Here is a 16,554-nt window from a genome sequence, read left to right on the forward strand (position 1 = left end):
CGGCGGGGCGCCGGGCCGGCCGCCCGGCCGTCCCGCAGGGCGGGATCCCCCTGTCGCCCGGGCCGTTTCCTCGGGCAGACTCCGTGGGATGAAGACTGCCGAGTTCCTTGACGTGCTCGACCGGGAGGGGCGGCTGCTGGCCGCGGCCGCCGAGGAGGCGGGCACCGACGCCGAGGTGCCGACCTGTCCGCAGTGGCGGGTGCGGGACCTGCTGGCGCACACGGGCGCCGTGCACGAGTGGGCCGCCGCCTTCGTCGCCGACGGGCGCACCTCGCCGTTCCCGCTCGGCGAGGCCCCCCGGCTCGACGGCGCCGAGCTGGTGGCCTGGTACCGCGACGCCCACCGCCGGCTGGTGCGGACGTTGGCCGAGGCGCCCGCCGAGGTGGAGTGCTGGACCTTCCACCCCGCGCCCCAGTCGCCGCCCACGTCCCTGGCCTTCTGGACCCGGCGGCAGGCGCACGAGACGGCCGTCCACCGCTTCGACGCCGAGTCGGCGCGCGGCGGCGCCCCCACGGCGATCGACACCGGCTTCGCCGTCGACGGCGTGGACGAGCTGCTGCGCGGCTTCCACGCCCGCCCCAGGAGCCGGGTCCGTGTCCCCGAGCCGCGCGTCCTGCGGGTGCGCGCCGCGGACGCCGGGGAGGCGGACGAGGCGGTGTGGACCGTACGGCTGTCGGACGGGCCGCCGGTCACGGTGCGGGACGCGGTCGGTGCGGCCGACGCCGAACTCTCCGGCCCGGCGGACCGGTTGTACCTGGCGCTGTGGAACCGGGGTCCGGTGCCGAGCGTGACGGGCGACGCGTCGCTGGCCGCGCTGTGGCGGGAGACCTCGGCGATCACCTGAACTGACGGGCGCGCACAGGGCGGGGTGCGCCGAAGCCCGACCCCGCGCGGGCCCCTTCCCAGCGGGCCGGCACGGTGCGCCCCGCCGGGTCTCACCCCAGCCAGCCCGGCCTGACCAGGCCCGACTCGTAGGCGAGCACGACCAGTTGGGCCCGGTCGCGGGCGCCGAGCTTCACCATGGCGCGGCTGACGTGGGTCTTGGCGGTGAGGGGGCTGACGACCAGGCGGCGGGCGATCTCCTCGTTGGACATGCCGATGCCGACCAGGGCCATGACCTCGCGTTCGCGTTCGGTGAGGCGGGCAAGGGCGTCGGCCGCCGCGGGCTCCTTGGACCGGGCGGCGAACTCGGCGATCAGCCGGCGGGTGACGCCGGGCGACAGCAGGGCGTCACCGGCGACCACCGCCCGCACCGCGCGCAGGAGTTCGTCCGGTTCGGTGTCCTTGACCAGGAAGCCGGAGGCGCCCGAGCGGATCGCCTCGAAGACGTACTCGTCCAGTTCGAAGGTGGTGAGCATGACCACCTTGACGTGTGCCAGGCCGGGGTCTCCGGTGATGCCGCGGGTGGCGGCCAGGCCGTCCAGCACCGGCATGCGGATGTCCATCAGCACGACGTCGGGGCGCAGTTCGCGCACCCGGCGCAGGGCCTCCGCCCCGTCGGCGGCCTCCCCGGCGACCTCGATGTCCGGCTGTGCGTCGAGCAGCGCCCGGAAACCGGCCCGGACCAGCGACTGGTCGTCGGCGAGCAGTACGCGGATCACCGGTCGTCCTCCTCGGTCGTCAGGGGCAGTACGGCGAGCACTCGCCAGCCGCCGTCGGGGCGCGCTCCCGCCTCGATGGCGCCGCCGAGCGCGGCGGCCCGCTCGCGCATCCCGGCCAGTCCGTTGCCGCTGCCGCCCGCGTCCGCGCCGATGGCGGGTCCGTCGTCGTCGATCCGCAGCCGCAGCGCGCCGCCGCCGTGGTCGAGGCGCACGCGCGCGTGCCGTGAACCGGAGTGCCGTACGACGTTGGTGAGGGCCTCCTGGACGATGCGGAAGGCGGCCAGGTCGATGCCGGGCGGCAGCGGGGGCGGGGCGCCGTCGACCTCGACGGCGAGCCCGGCGGCGGCCGCCTGGCCGACCAGTTCGGGCAGTCGGCCGAGGCCGGGCGCCGGGGCGCGCGGGGCGTCGCCGGGGGCGCGCAGGGTGTCGAGCACCTGGCGCACCTCGCCGAGCGCCTCCTTGCTGGCGGCCCGGATGGCGGTGAGCGCCGTACGGGCCTGTTCGGGGTCGCTGTCCAGCAGGGCGAGACCGGCGCCCGCCTGGACGTTGATGACGGAGATGCTGTGCGCGAGGACGTCGTGCAGTTCGCGGGCGATGCGCAGCCGTTCCTCGTCGGCGCGCCGCCGGGCCGCCTGGGCGCGTTCGGCGCGTTCCCGGGCCCACTGCTCGCGGCGGGCGCGGGCCAGTTCGGACAGGGCGACGACGGCCACCACCCAGGTGGCGACGACGAGTTGCTGCCCCCAGGAGGAGGGACCGTCCCCGGGCGGCGGCAGCCACCGGTAGAGCCAGAGCGCGATGAGGGCGTTCCCGGCCCACAGCGCGCCCACGGACGTCCAGGCGGCGCGGCGGCGCCCGGCGACGACGGCGCTGAAGCAGGCCACGGCGACGGCCGCGAACACCGGCCCGTAGGGATAGCCGGCGGCGAGGTAGGCCAGGGTGGCCGCCGCCGTGCCGTACGCCGCGAGGGCCGGGTGCCGGTGCCGCCACAGCAGCGGTACGCAGGCCAGGAGCAGCAGCGCGTACGCCGCGCCGTCCAGCGGCTCGCGGTGGCCGTGCTGGCCGCGGGCCGCGAAGTGGGAGCCGGCGAGCACGAGGGCGGTGCACAGCGCGGTGGAGAGCCAGGGCCGGTGCGGACGCCCTGGCCGGAGCCCGCCCGTGTGCGGACCTCCGGTCCCCCGTCCGTCGTCCTGCCGGCCCGGGGGCTCCTCCCCCTCCGTGCCGTGCCACCAGGGCGGCGCGTGCCGCCGCCACCGCGGCGGGCCGCCCGGGGCCGCGCGCTGCTCTTCCATGCCCGCCACGCTAGACCGGCCGCCCGGTCCGCGCGTCAGCCCGGCGAGGTGATCACCTGTACTCCCGGGGAAGTACGGCGCCCGGGGCGGCGTGGGGCCGTGTCCCGCCGCGTACGGCCGTCCCGGCGGCGGGTGGCGGGGCCGGTCAGGGTTCCAGCCCCACCCCGTGCGCGAGCCGGACCACCGCGTGCCGGAAGAACGGCTCGCGGTCCTCCACCACCCGGTTGAACTGCCCGAACAGCTCGAACCCGACGAGCCCGTACAGCTGCGCCCAGGCCGCGACGAGCGCCGTCACGATCTCGGGGGGCAGGTCGGGGGCGAGGTCGGCGGTCATCCGCTCGGCCTCCCGGCTCAGTTCGGCGGGGAGGGCGTGACCGGTCAGCCGGCCCTGCTCGTGGGCGTCGCGGACGATGCCGATGAGGAGGAGGCCGACGCGGGCCGCCGCCGGCACGGTGGTCTGCGGGGCGCTGTAGCCGGGGACGGGCGAGCCGTAGATCAGGGCGTACTCGTGCGGGTGGGCGAGGGCCCAGCCGCGCACCGCCTCGCAGACGGCGGTCCAGCGCTCCAGGGGCGTGGCGTCGGCGGCCGCGTGGTGGGCCTGCTCGGCGGCGGCGCCCAGGGAGTCGTAGGCGTCGATGATGAGCGCGGTCAGCAGGTCGTCGCGGCTGGGGAAGTACCGGTACAGCGCGGAGGAGACCATGCCGAGTTCGCGCGCGACGGCGCGCAGCGAGAGCTTGGCGGCGCCCTCGGCGGCCAGCTGTCCGCGCGCGGCCTCCTTGATGGCGGCGGTGATCTCCGTCCTGGCCCGGGCGCGGGCTCCCTTGGCGGTGTTCGCGGTGTTCGCGGTGTTCATGGAGAGAGTGTTCCACGAATCCGGAGCACCGCACACGTCATGGAGCAGCGCACACAAAAGAGAGCACTGCTCTTGCTTTGGAGCACCGTTCCGCGCACACTGGAACCCGGAAGCGAGAGCACCGCTCTCCCGAACCCGTGGGGGTCCTCATGTCGTCGTCGCCGTACTACCTCAAGGGCAGCGCGCTGAACGTCCGTCTGAACGGCGTCATCGGGTGGCTGGCCCGGCGCGGACTGAGCCTCGCGGGCTCGGCCGAGCTGTCCGTGCGGGGCCGCAAGAGCGGCAAGCTCCAGCGCATCCCGGTCAACCCGCACACCCACGACGGGGCGCAGTACCTGGTCTCGGCGCGCGGCCACTCCCAGTGGGTGCGCAACATGCGCGCGGCAGGCGGCGGGGAGCTGCGGGTCGGGCGCAAGGTGCGGGAGTTCACCGCGGTGGAGCTTCCCGACGCGGAGAAGCTCCCGATCCTGCGGACCTATCTGGAGCGGTGGGGCTGGCAGGTCAACGAGTACTTCCAGGGGGTCACGGCCGCCTCCTCGGACGAGGAGATCAACGCGGCGGCCGGCGACCACCCGGTCTTCCGGATCACGGTCAAGGGCTGAACGCGGCGGCGAACCGATCGCGGGCGGAGAGCGACCACGACCGGGGCCGACCACGACCGGAAGCCGAGCGCGGCCAGAGACCGGCCGCAACCGGAAGCCGAGCGCGGTCGGGGGCCGGCCACGACCGGGGCCGAGCACGACCGAGGCAGACCATGGCCGGGGCGGACAACGGCCGGGAGCCGAGCGCGGCCAGAGACCGGCCGCAGCCGGAAGCCGAGCCTGGTCAGGGGCCGGCCACGGCCGGGGCCGAGCACGACCGAGGCAGACCACGGCCGGGAGCCGAGCGCGGCCGGGAGCCGAGCGCGGCCGGGAGCCGAGCGCGGTCAGGAGCCGAGCGCGGTCAGGAGCCGAGCGCGGTCAGTGGCCGAGCGCGGTCAGTGGCCGAGCGAGGCCAAGGCTCGATCACGACCCCGAAGCCGAGCGCGGGTCACGGTCCGGCCGTGCCGGCCGCGCTCAGGACGCGGCCTCGTCCTCCGTCTCCTCGGCGGGCGGCGCGACCGGCTCGGCGGCCCTGCGGTCCATCACGGAAAGCGCCCGCTGGGCCACCGGGTGGTTGCGGACCAGTTCGCCGAGCGAGGTCGAGCCCTGGGTGATGTCCTTGAACGCCTTCCAGGCGGGGCGGAACCCGGTCAGGGCGGCGTGGAAGAGGCCGGGGCGGCGCTCGAAGACCGCGAGCATCCGCTTGCCGACGGCCATCTCGACGCCGAGCCCCGCCTTGATCGCGAACGCGTAGTTCAGGGCCTGGCGCCGGGCGTCGACCGCGTCGTGCGACTCGGCGATCCGCACCGCCCACTCCCCCGCGAGCCGGCCCGAGCGCAGCGCGAACGAGATGCCCTCGCGCGTCCACGGCTCCAGCATCCCGGCCGCGTCGCCGCACACCAGCACCCGCCCGCGCGACAGCGGCGAGTCCTCGGCGCGGCAGCGGGTCAGATGCCCGGAGGAGATGCTCGGCTCGAAGCCGGCCAGGCCGAGGCGGGCGATGAAGTCCTCCAAGTACCGCTTGGTAGCGGCGCCTTCGCCGCGGGCCGAGATCACGCCGACGGTCAGCGTGTCGTCCTTCGGGAACACCCAGCCGTAACTGCCCGGAATCGGCCCCCAGTCGATGAGCACCCGCCCGCGCCAGTCCTCGGCGACGGTCTCGGGCACCGGGATCTCCGCCTCCAGACCGAGGTCCACCTGGTCCAGCTTCACGCCGACGTGGGCGCCTATCCGGCTGGCGCTGCCGTCGGCGCCGACGACCGCCCGCGCGAGGACGGTCTCGCCGCCCTGGAGGACCACGGCGACCGTGCGCCGGTCCGGCACCGCCGAGCCGTGCTGCTCGACCCGGGTCACGGTGGCGCCGGTGCGCAGTTCGGCACCGGCCTTCTGCGCGTGCTCGACGAGCTGCTGGTCGAACTCGGGCCGGTTGATCAGGCCGAACAGCATCTGCCGGGAGCGGCGGGTGCGGGTGAAGCGGCCGTTGTTCGAGAAGGTCACCGCGTGCACACGGTCCTTGAACGGCAGTTCGAAGCCGGGCGGCAGCGAGTCGCGGGACGGGCCGATGATGCCACCGCCGCACGTCTTGTAGCGCGGCAGTTCCGCCTTCTCCAGCAGCAGCACGCGCCGTCCCGCGACCGCCGCCGCGTAGGCGGCCGAGGCCCCCGCCGGTCCCGCGCCCACCACGACGACGTCCCACACCTGCCGCACGTCGTCTGCCGAAGAGTTGTCGCTGCTCACGATGGTCTACCGCTCCAGATCAAGCCGGCTGCCGCTGCTGTCTCCCGCATCCTACGGCGGTCGGCGACCAGGTCCTCTGTGGGAGGATCGGCAGCGTGGGCGCCCCGGCCGCCGCACGGCGCCCGCACCCACCCGATCATCCGGAAACAGAAGTACCCGAAGTACCGCCGAAGGTACTCACGAGTGCACCATCGCACCCACAAGGAGCGTGCCCATGTCGTCGAATCCGGTCGCCGAGGCCGTCGCCTCCCTGCTGCCCAGGGCCAGGACGGAACTCGCCGAACTGGTGGCGTTCAAGTCGGTGGCGGACTTCGAGCAGTATCCGCGCAGCGAGAGCGAGGCCGCCGCCGACTGGATCGCCGACGCGCTGCGCGCCGAGGGCTTCACCGACGTGGCCCTGCTCGACACCCCGGACGGCACCCAGTCGGTGTACGGCTACCTGCCCGGCCCCGAGGGCGCGAAGACCGTGCTCCTGTACGCCCACTACGACGTGCAGCCGCCGCTGGACGAGGCCGCCTGGATCACCCCGCCGTTCGAGCTGACCGAGCGCGACGGCCGCTGGTACGGGCGCGGCTCGGCCGACTGCAAGGGCGGGGTCATCATGCACCTGCTCGCGCTGCGCGCCCTCAAGGCAGATGGCGGCATACCGGTCGCCGTCAAGATCATCGTGGAGGGCTCGGAGGAGCAGGGCACCGGCGGTCTCCAGCGCTACGCCGAGCAGCACCCCGAACTGCTCGCGGCCGACACCATCGTGATCGGCGACGCGGGCAACTTCCGCGTCGGCCTGCCCACCGTCACCTCCACGCTGCGCGGCATGCTCCTGGTCCGGGTCCAGGTCGACACCCTGGCGGGCAACCTGCACTCCGGCCAGTTCGGCGGAGCCGCCCCCGACGCGCTCGCCGCGCTGATCCGCACCCTGGACTCGCTGCGCGCCGAGGACGGCTCCACCACCGTGGACGGCCTGTCCGGCGACGCCGTCTGGTCCGGTCTGCGGTACGACGAGGCGCAGTTCCGCGCGGACGCCAAGGTGCTCGACGGGGTCGAGCTGATCGGTTCCGGCGCGGTCGCCGACCGCATCTGGGCCCGGCCGGCCGTCACCGTGCTCGGCATCGACTGCCCGCCGGTCGTCGGCGCGACCCCGTCCGTGCAGGCCGGGGCGCGCGCCCTGGTCAACCTGCGGGTGCCGCCGGGCGTCGAGACCGGCGAGGCGGCCAAGCTGCTCCAGGCCCATCTGGAAGCGCACACGCCGTGGGGCGCGCGGGTGAGCACCGAGGTGGTCGGACAGGGCGAGGCCTTCCGCGCCGACACCGGCAGCCCCGCGTACCGGGCGATGGCCGACGCGATGGCCGCCGCCTACCCCGGCGAGGAGATGCAGTACGCCGGCCAGGGCGGCTCCATCCCGCTGTGCAACACCCTCGCCTCGCTCTACCCGGAGGCGGAGATCCTGCTGATCGGCCTGAGCGAGCCCGAGGCACAGATCCACGCCGTCAACGAGAGCGTCTCCCCCGAGGAACTGGAGCGGATGTCGGTCGCGGAGGCCCTGTTCCTGCGCAACTACGCGGCGAGCTGAGCCGCGATGGCGGGCGGCGGGCGGCGCACCCGAACCGCTGCCCGCCGTGGAGGCGGCGCGTCGGGGAGGCGGCGCGGCGGGGGTTCGCCCGGTCCTCAGCCGCGGTGCGCCCGCCACGCCTACTGCGCCGGGGGCACCGCCGGTCGGCCGTCGGGGTGGCACGGCTTCGCAGCTCCACCACCGGCGGTCACCGTCGGTTTCGCCGACGGGGCGGCACGACTTCCTCGGCTCTGCCGAAGGCGTCAGGCGCAGCGCGCGCCTGGCGTCGCCGCCGGGCACATCCGCTCCTGGGGTCACGTCAGGCGCACCGCCCGCTCCGGCCGGTGCCACCGGGGACTGCGCAGGCCCCGCCGACGGGACCGGCACGCCGCCGGTTGCGCCGCCGGCGCGGCACGACCCCGTCGGCCCGCCGAAGGACTTCGCCGGCTCCCACCGAAGGCGCCGGGCGCGGCGCGCGACCGCCGCGGACGCCGGGCCCACCCGCCCGCTCCGCCGTCGGCGCGGCGTACGCAGCGTCCCTTCCGGCGTGGGCGCCGGTCGCCGGTCGCCTCGCCGGGGCCGGCGCGGCGGCATCGGGCCCACCGGCCGTTGCGCCGTCGGCGGCCCCACCGGCCGCTTGTCCGTTCGGCAGGCCCACGGGCCGTTCTGCCGTCGGCAGAGGGTCCTCGCACCGGGCGGGGGGACCTGCCTACGGTCGGGGCATGGACATCGTGGAGATCCTTCCCCGGCTGCATCTGCTGCGCTTCGCCGTCGGTCAGGCCTACCTCTGGCGCGACGGCGACGAGCTGACCCTCGTGGACTCCGGGCCGCGCGGCGCGGGCGCGCCGGTGGTCGAGGCGATCACCTCGCTCGGCGGTGATCCGGCGCGGCTGCGGCGGATCGTGCTGACGCACTTCCACGAGGACCACGCGGACGGGGCGGGCGAACTGGCGGCGGCGACCGGCGCGGAGGTGCTGGCGCACCGGCTGGACGCGCCGGTGGTCCTCGGTGAACTGCCCGGCCCGCCCCCGGTGTTCGAGGACTGGGAACGCCCCCTGCACGCGGCGGCGGCCGCCCGGCTGCCGCACGGAAAGCCGGTCCGTCCGGCCGAGGTCACCGGGCTGTCCGGCGGCGACACGGTGGATTTCGGCGGCGGCGCCCGCGTCCTTCACGTCCCGGGTCACACGCACGGCAGCATCGCCCTGCATCTCCCGCGGCACGGTGTGCTGTTCACCGGCGACACGGTCGCCGCCTCGCCGGTGGACGGCGCGGTCATGCCGGGCGTGTTCAACCTCGACCGGTCCGAGACCCTCGCGTCCTTCCACCGGCTCGCCGCGCTCGACACCGAGGTGGCCTGCTTCGGCCACGGCGACCCGGTGACCGCACGGGCCGGGGCCGTCCTGCGTGAGTCGGCGCAGCGGCATCCGGTACGGGGCTGAGCGTGCGGGGCTGGGCGTACGGGGTTGAGCGGAACGCGCCGGAGGCGTACCCGCCCCGCCGGTACCGCACCGGCCGCACGCACCGCACGGCGCCGGCTCAGCCGACCGGCACCCCCGCCTCCAGGTAGAGCGCCGCGCCGCGTTCGCGGGCCCGCAGCGCCCAGCGCAGACGTTCGTAGCGGACGGGCGGCAGCAGGGTCGCGGCCTCCCGTTCGGTGACGAAACGGCAGTCGCGCAGTTCGGGGCCGGGCAGCAGCAGCCGTCCGGCCGCCTCGGAGTCCAGCCGGCCGCCGTCGAACAGCAGCCGCAGTCCGCCGTAGCCGGGCGGCCGGGGCGACTCCCAGTCCACGACCAGCAGCCGCGGCACCTCCGCCAGCTGTATCCCGGTCTCCTCGGCGACCTCGCGGATGCCGGCGCGGGCCGGGGCCTCGCCGGGCTCCACGACCCCGCCGGGGAACTCCCAGCCGGGCTTGTAGGTGGGATCGACCAGCAGCACCCGGTCCCGCTCGTCGAAGAGCAGCACCCCGGAGGCGACGGTCTCCGCGGTGGGCTCCGGGGTCTGCACGATGTCGCAGGCCGGGACGGTCCCGCTGCCGACCGCCTCGGCGATGCGGACGGCCGTCTCGTACGGGGTCAGGGCGCTGGTGTCGACGACATGGGCGTCGGCGGTGAGCCAGGCGGCGAGGGCGGTGCGGTAGGGCTCGATGTGGTCGTAGGACCACTGGCGTATGCGCAGTTCTCCGTCGGGGAGGTCGGGCGGGACCTCGCGGCCGGCTATCCGCTCACGCAGGATCGTTTCGGCCGGGGCGAGGAGGATGTGCTGGACTCCGATGCGGCGGGCGGCGAGGCCGCCGAAGATCTCGTCGCGGTACTCCTGGCGCAGCAGGGTCATGGGCACCACGAGGGTGCCGCCGAGTTCGGCGAGCATGGCCGCCGCCGTGTCGATGACCAGCCGCCGCCAGATCGGCAGGTCCTGGAAGTCGCCGGCTTCGGCGAGGTGCTTGGGCGGCAGCAGGTGTGCGAGTGCGCCGCCGATGACCTCGGGGTCGAAGAGCGTGCTGTTCGGGATCAGCTCGATCAGTTCCCGTGCGGTGGTGGTCTTTCCCGCACCGAACGTGCCGTTGATCCAGACGACGGTCACTGGTCCCCCTCTTCTGTTGGCCCCCTGTGGCTTGCCCGCTCCACCCTGCCACGGAAACCAGCCCCAGTTGAGGCCGCACACGAGAAGGCGCCGACGCCCCCGGGGGAAGGGGCGCCGGCGCCGCGTCCGCGGACCGCCGCTCGGCCGGCTCAGCCGTTCTCGGCCGGGGCCGAGCGGTCCCCGGCGGGGCTGTCGTGGTCCACGGAGAGGTCCAGGGCGCCCACGGCGTCCTTGGCCCTGGCGTCGTCGGCCGCGGGGTGCCCGGTGGCGTGCGACGGGGAGACGGCGGCGACCACGAAGCCGGTGGCGAGGGAGGCGAGGGCGAGCATGCTGCGCTTCTTCATGCCTGCTCAACGCCGAGCCGGGCGATGGGTAACGGCCCCCCCCGGCCGAAGCCACCGGCTCCGCCCCACGCCACCGGAGACCGCCGCCCCCCTCCCGGAACTCCGAGCGGCACGGACGGGCGGCACCCCGGGACGGGCCCACCGCAGGGGCCGGGCGGGGTCAGGCGGCACCCCGGGACGGGTCCACCGCAGGGGCCCGCCCCGGCGACCGCCGCAGGTGCGCGGCCGCCACAAGCCGCCAGGCGGGCACGACCTCATGCAACCGCCGCCGAGCGGGTACGGTCCCGGCGATCGCCGGGCAGCACGAAAGAACCGGGAACCCACCACCCACCGGACGGGCTCACCCCCTGGGGGCAGACGCCACCGTCACCATCCGGCACGACAACAGCCACGCCCACCAACCCCACGCCCATGCCCGGCCCCGCCAGGGGCCAGGCCACCCCGCCAGGGGCCAGGCCACCCCGCCAGGGGCCAGGCCACCCCGCCAGGGGCCAGGCCACCCCGCCAGGGGCCAGGCCACCCCGCCCTCCGGGCGGGATCAGAAGACTCCGGCAACCCCCTTACCGCGTCACACCCCGGCGGCAGCCGCCTTCGCCGGGCCCGTCAGCGCGGCGGCCGCCGCGCCCACCAGGCCCGCGTCCGTGCCCATCCGGGCCGGGACGACCTTCAGGCGCTGGACGAAGGAGAGGGTGGCGTAGTCGGTCAGGGCCTTGCGGAGGGGGGCGAAGAGGACCTCCCCCGCCTTGCCCACGCCGCCGCCGACGACCGCGATGTCGATCTCGACCAGCGTCGCCGTCGCGGCGATGCCCGCGGCCAGGGCCCGCGCGGCGCGCTCGAAGGAGGCCACGGCGACCGGGTCCCCGGCGCGCGCCGCGGCGGCCACCGCGGCGGCCGAGGCGTCGCCGTCGGGGCCGGGCCGCCAGCCGTTCTCCAGCGCCCGGCGGGCGATGTTCGGCCCGCTGGCGATGCGCTCCACGCAGCCGCGCGACCCGCACGGGCACGGGTCGCCGTCCAGGTCGACGCTGATGTGTCCGATGTGCCCGGCGTTGCCCGTCGGGCCCGGGTGGAGCCGGCCGCCGAGCACGAGACCGCCGCCGACGCCGGTGGAGACCACCATGCACAGCGCGTTGTCATGCCCTCGGGCGGCGCCCTGCCAGTGCTCGGCCGCCGTGATGGCGACCCCGTCGCCGATCAGCTCCACGGGCAGTCCCCCGATCGCCGCGCGGACCCGCTCCACCAGCGGATAGCCGCGCCAGCCGGGCACGTTGACCGGGCTGACCGTGCCGGCGGAGGCGTCCACGGGTCCGGCGCTGCCGATCCCGAGGGCCGCGACCCGCTCCCACAGCGGCGACGCCGTCAGTTCGCCGAGGACGTCCGTCACCGCGCGCATCACGGTGTCGCCGTCCTCCTGCGCGGGCGTCGCGTGCTGGGCGCGCACCAGGATGCCGCCGCGGCCGTCCACCAGGGCCGCGGCGATCTTGGTGCCGCCGATGTCGAGCGCGGCCACGAGGTCGGTGTGCATCAGAGTCGGATCTCCCCGTCAACCATGAAGGAACCAAGAGGTGGGCGCAGTCCCGGTCGCGCGCTGGGGGACGGCGGGCCGAGTGTGCAGGGGACAGTCTCTCGCGCCGTTGACAACGTTGTCCAGGCTCTATGCTCGACGCCACATCCGTGAAACGCTTCCGGGGACCGCCCGCCGTCCCCGCGGGAACGACAGGACAGGACGCCGTATCGTGCCAGAGACCGCCCGCCGGGCCGACCGCCCCGGCGACCGCCGCCCGGACCGCCGTTCAGGGAACCGTTACGGCAACCGGCCGACCATGAAGGACGTGGCGGCGCGGGCCGGGGTGGGCCTCAAGACCGTCTCCCGCGTGGTCAACGGCGAGCCCGGCGTCACCCCCGACACCGAGCGGCGGGTCCAGGAGGCCATCGAGGCGCTGGGTTTCCGCCGCAACGACAGCGCCCGGGTGCTGCGCAAGGGCCGTACGGCGAGCATCGGGCTGGTGCTGGAGGATCTGGCCGACCCGTTCTACGGTCCGCTGAGCCGCGCGGTCGAGGAGGTGGCCCGCGCGCACGGCGCCCTGCTGATCAACGGCTCCAGCGCCGAGGACCCCGACCGTGAGCAGGAACTGGCGCTGGCGCTGTGCGCGCGGCGGGTGGACGGGCTGGTGATCATCCCGGCCGGCGACGACCACCGGTATCTGGAGCCGGAGATCAGGGCGGGCGTGGCGACCGTGTTCGTGGACCGTCCGGCGGGGCGGATCGACGCCGACGTGGTGCTGTCGGACAACTTCGGCGGCGCCCGGGACGGCGTGGCGCACCTGATCGCGCACGGCCACCGCCGGATCGGCTTCATCGGCGACATGCCCCGGATCCACACGGCCGCCGAGCGGCTGCGCGGCTACCGGGCGGCCATGGAGGACGCCGGGATACCGGTCGAGGACGCGTGGATGTCCCTCGGCGGCACCGATCCGGAGCGGGTGCGCCGGGCGGCCGAGGAGATGCTGTCCGGGCCGGACCCGGTCACCGCCGTCTTCACGGGCAACAACCGGGTGACCGTCACCGTGATCCGCGTCCTGGCCGCGCTGTCCCGCCCGGTGGCGCTGGTCGGCTTCGACGACCTCGAACTCGCCGACCTGCTCCAGCCGGGCGTGACGGTGGTCGCCCAGGACGCGGCGGCCCTCGGCCGCACGGCCGCCGAGCGCCTCTTCCGCCAGCTGGACGGCACCCTGCTCGCCCCCGAGCGGATCGAGCTGCCGACCCGGCTGGTGCAGCGCGGCTCGGGCGAGATCCCGCCGTCCGGCTGAGCGGGACCGCGGGCTCGGCACGCGCTCCGCACCCGACGGGGCGCGCACGCCGTCGCGCCCCGCCCTGCGGGCTCCGGCTACTGCGCGGACGCCGTCAGGTCGCCGCGGCGCGGGGCGGCGAAGCCCTCCAGGTCGGCCCGGGTCAGACCGCTGAGGCGGGCCACCTCGGCTATGTCGAGGGCGCCGCAGTCCAGGCCGCGCAGCAGATAGCCGCTGAGCGCCTTGGCGGTGGCGGGCTCGTCCATCACGTCGCCGCCGGTGCGGTTGGCGTAGCGGGACAGACGGGCGGCGGCCTGCTCGAAGCCCTCGCGGTAGAAGGCGAACACGGCCGCGTACCGGGTGGGGATGTGGCCGGGGTGCATGTCCCAGCCCTGGTAGTAGGCGCGGGCCAGGGCGCGGCGGGTGAGGCCGTAGTGCAGCCGCCAGGCGTCGTGCACCTTGTCGGTCGGGCCGACGGGCAGCACGTTGGTGGAGCCGTCGGAGACGCGGACGCCGGTGCCGGCCGCGGCGACCTGCATGACGGCCTTGGCGTGGTCGGCGGCCGGGTGGTCGCTGGCCTGGTAGGCGGCGGAGACGCCGAGGCAGGCGCTGTAGTCGAAGGTGCCGTAGTGCAGTCCGGTGGCCCGGCCCTCGGCGGCCTGGATCATGCGGGCGACGGCGGCGGTGCCGTCGGCGGCGAGGATGGACTGGCTGGTCTCGATCTGGATCTCGAAGCCGAGCCGGCCGGGCTCCAGGCCGTGCGCCTTCTCGAACGCCTCCAGCAGCCGGACCATGGCGGTGACCTGCTCGGGGTAGGTCACCTTGGGCAGGGTCAGGACCAGCCCGTCGGGCAGGCCGCCGGCCGCCATCAGGCCGGTGAGGAAGACGTCGAGGGTGCGGATGCCGCGGTCGCGGACGGGCGCCTCCATGCACTTCATGCGGATGCCCATGTAGGGGGCGGCGGTGCCGTTCGCGTACGCCTCGGCGACCAGGCGGGCGGCGCGCGCGGCCGCCTCGTCCTCCTCGGCGTCGGGGCGGGGGCCGTAGCCGTCCTCGAAATCGATGCGCAGGTCTTCGATCGGTTCGCGCTCCAGCTTGGCGCGGACGCGGCTGTAGACCGGTTCGGCGAGTTCGTCGCTCAGGCCGAGGACGGCGGCGAGGCTCGCGGCGTCGGGGGCGTGTTCGTCCAGCGCGGCGAGCGCCCGGTCGCCCCAGGAGCGGATGGTGTCGGCGGCGAAGACGTCGCCGGGGACGTAGACGGTGTGGACGGGCTGGCGGGTGCCCGGGTCGCCCGGGTAGCGGCGCTCCAGCTCGGCGTCGACCGGCGCGAGGGAGGCGCTGATCTCCTCGCTGACGGCGCCCGCGAGGCTCGTCGCCACCTTCTCCTGCTGGCCCTGGACCATTCCACACCCTCCATTTTTCCACTCTACGGAATCAACAATCCGTAGAACGAAGTTATCCGTGGATCTTCCCGCCGGTCAACACCTGTCCGCAGCCTGAGCCATCGGCGCGCGCGGGACAACCTGGGTATACAGAGGCCCCCGTGACCGGGCAGGTCACGGGGGCCTCGTACGACCGGTGCGGCCGGGGAGTCTCAGCCCTTGCGGGTCTTGATCTCCTCGGTCAGCTGCGGGACGACCTCGAACAGGTCGCCGACCACGCCGTAGTCGACCAGGTCGAAGATCGGGGCCTCGGGGTCCTTGTTGACCGCGACGATCGTCTTCGACGTCTGCATGCCGGCCCGGTGCTGGATCGCGCCCGAGATGCCGTTGGCGATGTACAGCTGCGGCGAGACCGACTTGCCGGTCTGGCCCACCTGGTTGGTGTGCGGGTACCAGCCCGCGTCCACCGCCGCGCGCGAGGCGCCCACGGCCGCACCGAGAGAGTCGGCCAGCGCCTCGATGATCGCGAAGTTCTCCGCGCCGTTGACACCACGGCCGCCGGAGACCACGATCGCGGCCTCGGTCAGCTCGGGGCGGCCCGTCGACTCACGCGGCGTACGGCCGGTCACCTTGGTGCCGGTGGCCTGCGCGGAGAACGACACCGACAGGGCCTCGACCGTACCGGCGGCCGGGGCGGCCTCCACGGCGGCGCTGTTCGGCTTCACCGTGATGACCGGAGTGCCCTTGGAGACACGGGACTTGGTGGTGAAGGAGGCGGCGAACACCGACTGGGTGGCCACCGGACCCTCGTCGCCGGCCTCCAGGTCGACGGCGTCGGTGATGACGCCCGAGCCGATGCGCAGCGCGAGACGGGCGGCGATCTCCTTGCCCTCCGCGGAGGAGGGGACCAGGACGGCGGCCGGGGAGACGGCCTCGACGGCGGCCTGCAGCGCGTCCACCTTCGGCACGACCAGGTAGTCGCCGTACTCGGCGGCCTCGTGGGTGAGGACCTTGACCGCGCCGTGCTCGGCGAGCGTGGCGGCGGTGTCGGCAGCGCCGTTGCCCAGGGCGACGGCGACCGGCTCGCCGACGCGGCGGGCCAGGGTCAGCAGTTCCAGGGTGGGCTTGCGGACGGCGCCGTCCACGTGGTCGACGTAGACGAGAACTTCAGCCATGGGACTTCTTCTCTCCTGCTTGCGAAGTATGAGGGGCGGTCAGCGAGCGGGCTCTAGATGAACTTCTGGCCCGCGAGGAACTCGGCGAGCTGCTTGCCGCCCTCGCCCTCGTCCTTGACGATCGTGCCCGCGGTGCGGGCCGGACGCTCGGTGGCCGACTCGACCGTGGTGTACGCGTTCTCCAGGCCGACCTCGTCCGCGTCGATGTCCAGGTCGGACAGGTCCCAGGACTCCACCGGCTTCTTCTTGGCCGCCATGATGCCCTTGAAGGACGGGTAGCGGGCCTCGCCCGACTGGTCGGTCACCGACACGACGGCCGGCAGGGAGGCCTCGAGCTGCTCGGAGGCGGCGTCGCCGTCGCGGCGGCCCTTGACGGTGCCGTCCTCGACCGACACCTCGGACAGCAGGGTGACCTGCGGGACGCCCAGGCGCTCGGCGAGCAGGGCCGGTACGACGCCCATGGTGCCGTCGGTGGAGGCCATGCCGGAGACGACCAGGTCGTAGCCGGCCTTCTCGATCGCCTTGGCCAGCACCAGCGAGGTGCCGATGGCGTCCGTGCCGTGCAGGTCGTCGTCCTCGACGTGGATCGCCTTGTCGGCGCCCATCGACAGCGCCTTGCGCAGCGCGTCCTTGGCGTCCTCCGGGCCCACCGTCAGGACGGTGACCTCGGCGTCGTC

Annotated in this window: 15 protein-coding genes; 5 read left to right on the top strand and 10 right to left on the bottom strand. The window is 74.9% G+C overall.

The features are described from left to right. Positions 1-88: 88 nt before the first annotated feature. Entirely contained in the window at positions 89-844 is a 756-nt protein-coding gene (locus tag K7787_RS23180; protein ID WP_223002779.1) for a maleylpyruvate isomerase family mycothiol-dependent enzyme, read from the top strand. Between the two features lie 91 nt (positions 845-935). Here K7787_RS23180 and K7787_RS23185 read toward each other — a convergent pair whose 3' ends face one another. The 3 genes from K7787_RS23185 to K7787_RS23195 all read right to left on the bottom strand — a co-directional run bounded on the left by K7787_RS23185 (position 936) and on the right by K7787_RS23195 (position 3,743). After that, a complete protein-coding gene (locus K7787_RS23185) occupies positions 936-1,601 on the bottom strand; it encodes a response regulator (protein WP_223002780.1) in 666 nt (221 codons plus the stop codon). Further along, entirely contained in the window at positions 1,598-2,890 is a 1,293-nt protein-coding gene (locus K7787_RS23190) for a sensor histidine kinase (protein WP_247721191.1), read from the bottom strand. Before K7787_RS23190 ends, K7787_RS23185 begins: the two co-directional genes overlap by 4 nt. A 145-nt stretch (positions 2,891-3,035) precedes the next feature. Then, entirely contained in the window at positions 3,036-3,743 is a 708-nt protein-coding gene (locus K7787_RS23195; RefSeq protein WP_223002782.1) for a TetR/AcrR family transcriptional regulator, read from the bottom strand. A gap of 149 nt (positions 3,744-3,892) precedes the next feature. On the opposite strand from K7787_RS23195, the gene K7787_RS23200 reads away from it, so the two are divergent. After that, positions 3,893-4,345 (top strand): nitroreductase family deazaflavin-dependent oxidoreductase, encoded by a 453-nt coding sequence (locus tag K7787_RS23200; RefSeq protein ID WP_164391982.1) that lies wholly within the window; start codon positions 3,893-3,895, stop codon positions 4,343-4,345. A gap of 453 nt (positions 4,346-4,798) precedes the next feature. Here the strand turns inward: K7787_RS23200 and K7787_RS23205 are convergent, their stop codons facing one another. Beyond that, positions 4,799-6,061, bottom strand: a complete 1,263-nt coding sequence (locus K7787_RS23205) for a geranylgeranyl reductase family protein (RefSeq protein WP_169436029.1) — start codon at positions 6,059-6,061, stop codon at positions 4,799-4,801. A gap of 214 nt (positions 6,062-6,275) precedes the next feature. Here K7787_RS23205 and K7787_RS23210 point away from each other — a divergent pair, with 214 nt between their 5' ends. After that, on the top strand, positions 6,276-7,631 hold the full coding sequence (locus tag K7787_RS23210; RefSeq protein ID WP_223002783.1) for a dipeptidase: 1,356 nt from the start codon (positions 6,276-6,278) through the stop codon (positions 7,629-7,631). 701 nt (positions 7,632-8,332) lie between these two features. Continuing rightward, positions 8,333-9,049 (top strand): MBL fold metallo-hydrolase, encoded by a 717-nt coding sequence (locus K7787_RS23215; protein WP_223002784.1) that lies wholly within the window; start codon positions 8,333-8,335, stop codon positions 9,047-9,049. A gap of 97 nt (positions 9,050-9,146) precedes the next feature. Here the strand turns inward: K7787_RS23215 and K7787_RS23220 are convergent, their stop codons facing one another. From K7787_RS23220 to K7787_RS23230, 3 genes are all read right to left on the bottom strand, one after another. Then, a complete protein-coding gene (locus tag K7787_RS23220) occupies positions 9,147-10,190 on the bottom strand; it encodes an NUDIX hydrolase (RefSeq protein ID WP_164391989.1) in 1,044 nt (347 codons plus the stop codon). Positions 10,191-10,339: 149 nt separating this feature from the next. Further along, positions 10,340-10,534: a hypothetical protein gene (locus K7787_RS23225; protein WP_164391991.1), complete on the bottom strand. Its 195-nt coding sequence runs from the start codon at positions 10,532-10,534 to the stop codon at positions 10,340-10,342. Between the two features lie 568 nt (positions 10,535-11,102). After that, a complete protein-coding gene (locus K7787_RS23230; RefSeq protein WP_223002785.1) occupies positions 11,103-12,056 on the bottom strand; it encodes an ROK family protein in 954 nt (317 codons plus the stop codon). A 211-nt stretch (positions 12,057-12,267) separates the two neighbouring features. Between K7787_RS23230 and K7787_RS23235 the strand changes: the two genes are divergently transcribed. Then, positions 12,268-13,341, top strand: a complete 1,074-nt coding sequence (locus K7787_RS23235) for a LacI family DNA-binding transcriptional regulator (protein ID WP_019985654.1) — start codon at positions 12,268-12,270, stop codon at positions 13,339-13,341. 77 nt (positions 13,342-13,418) lie between these two features. Here the strand turns inward: K7787_RS23235 and K7787_RS23240 are convergent, their stop codons facing one another. From K7787_RS23240 to K7787_RS23250, 3 genes are all read right to left on the bottom strand, one after another. Continuing rightward, positions 13,419-14,723 carry a DUF6986 family protein gene (locus K7787_RS23240; RefSeq protein WP_164393847.1) on the bottom strand — a complete coding sequence of 435 codons (1,305 nt, stop codon included), beginning with the start codon at positions 14,721-14,723 and terminating at the stop codon, positions 13,419-13,421. A gap of 191 nt (positions 14,724-14,914) precedes the next feature. Next, positions 14,915-15,877 (bottom strand): electron transfer flavoprotein subunit alpha/FixB family protein, encoded by a 963-nt coding sequence (locus K7787_RS23245; protein ID WP_223002786.1) that lies wholly within the window; start codon positions 15,875-15,877, stop codon positions 14,915-14,917. A gap of 53 nt (positions 15,878-15,930) precedes the next feature. Then, the coding region (locus K7787_RS23250) for an electron transfer flavoprotein subunit beta/FixA family protein (RefSeq protein ID WP_223002787.1) at positions 15,931-16,554 on the bottom strand (624 nt) is incomplete at its 5' end.

The organism is Streptomyces sennicomposti, from assembly GCF_019890635.1.
Lineage (GTDB): Bacteria > Actinomycetota > Actinomycetes > Streptomycetales > Streptomycetaceae > Streptomyces > Streptomyces sennicomposti.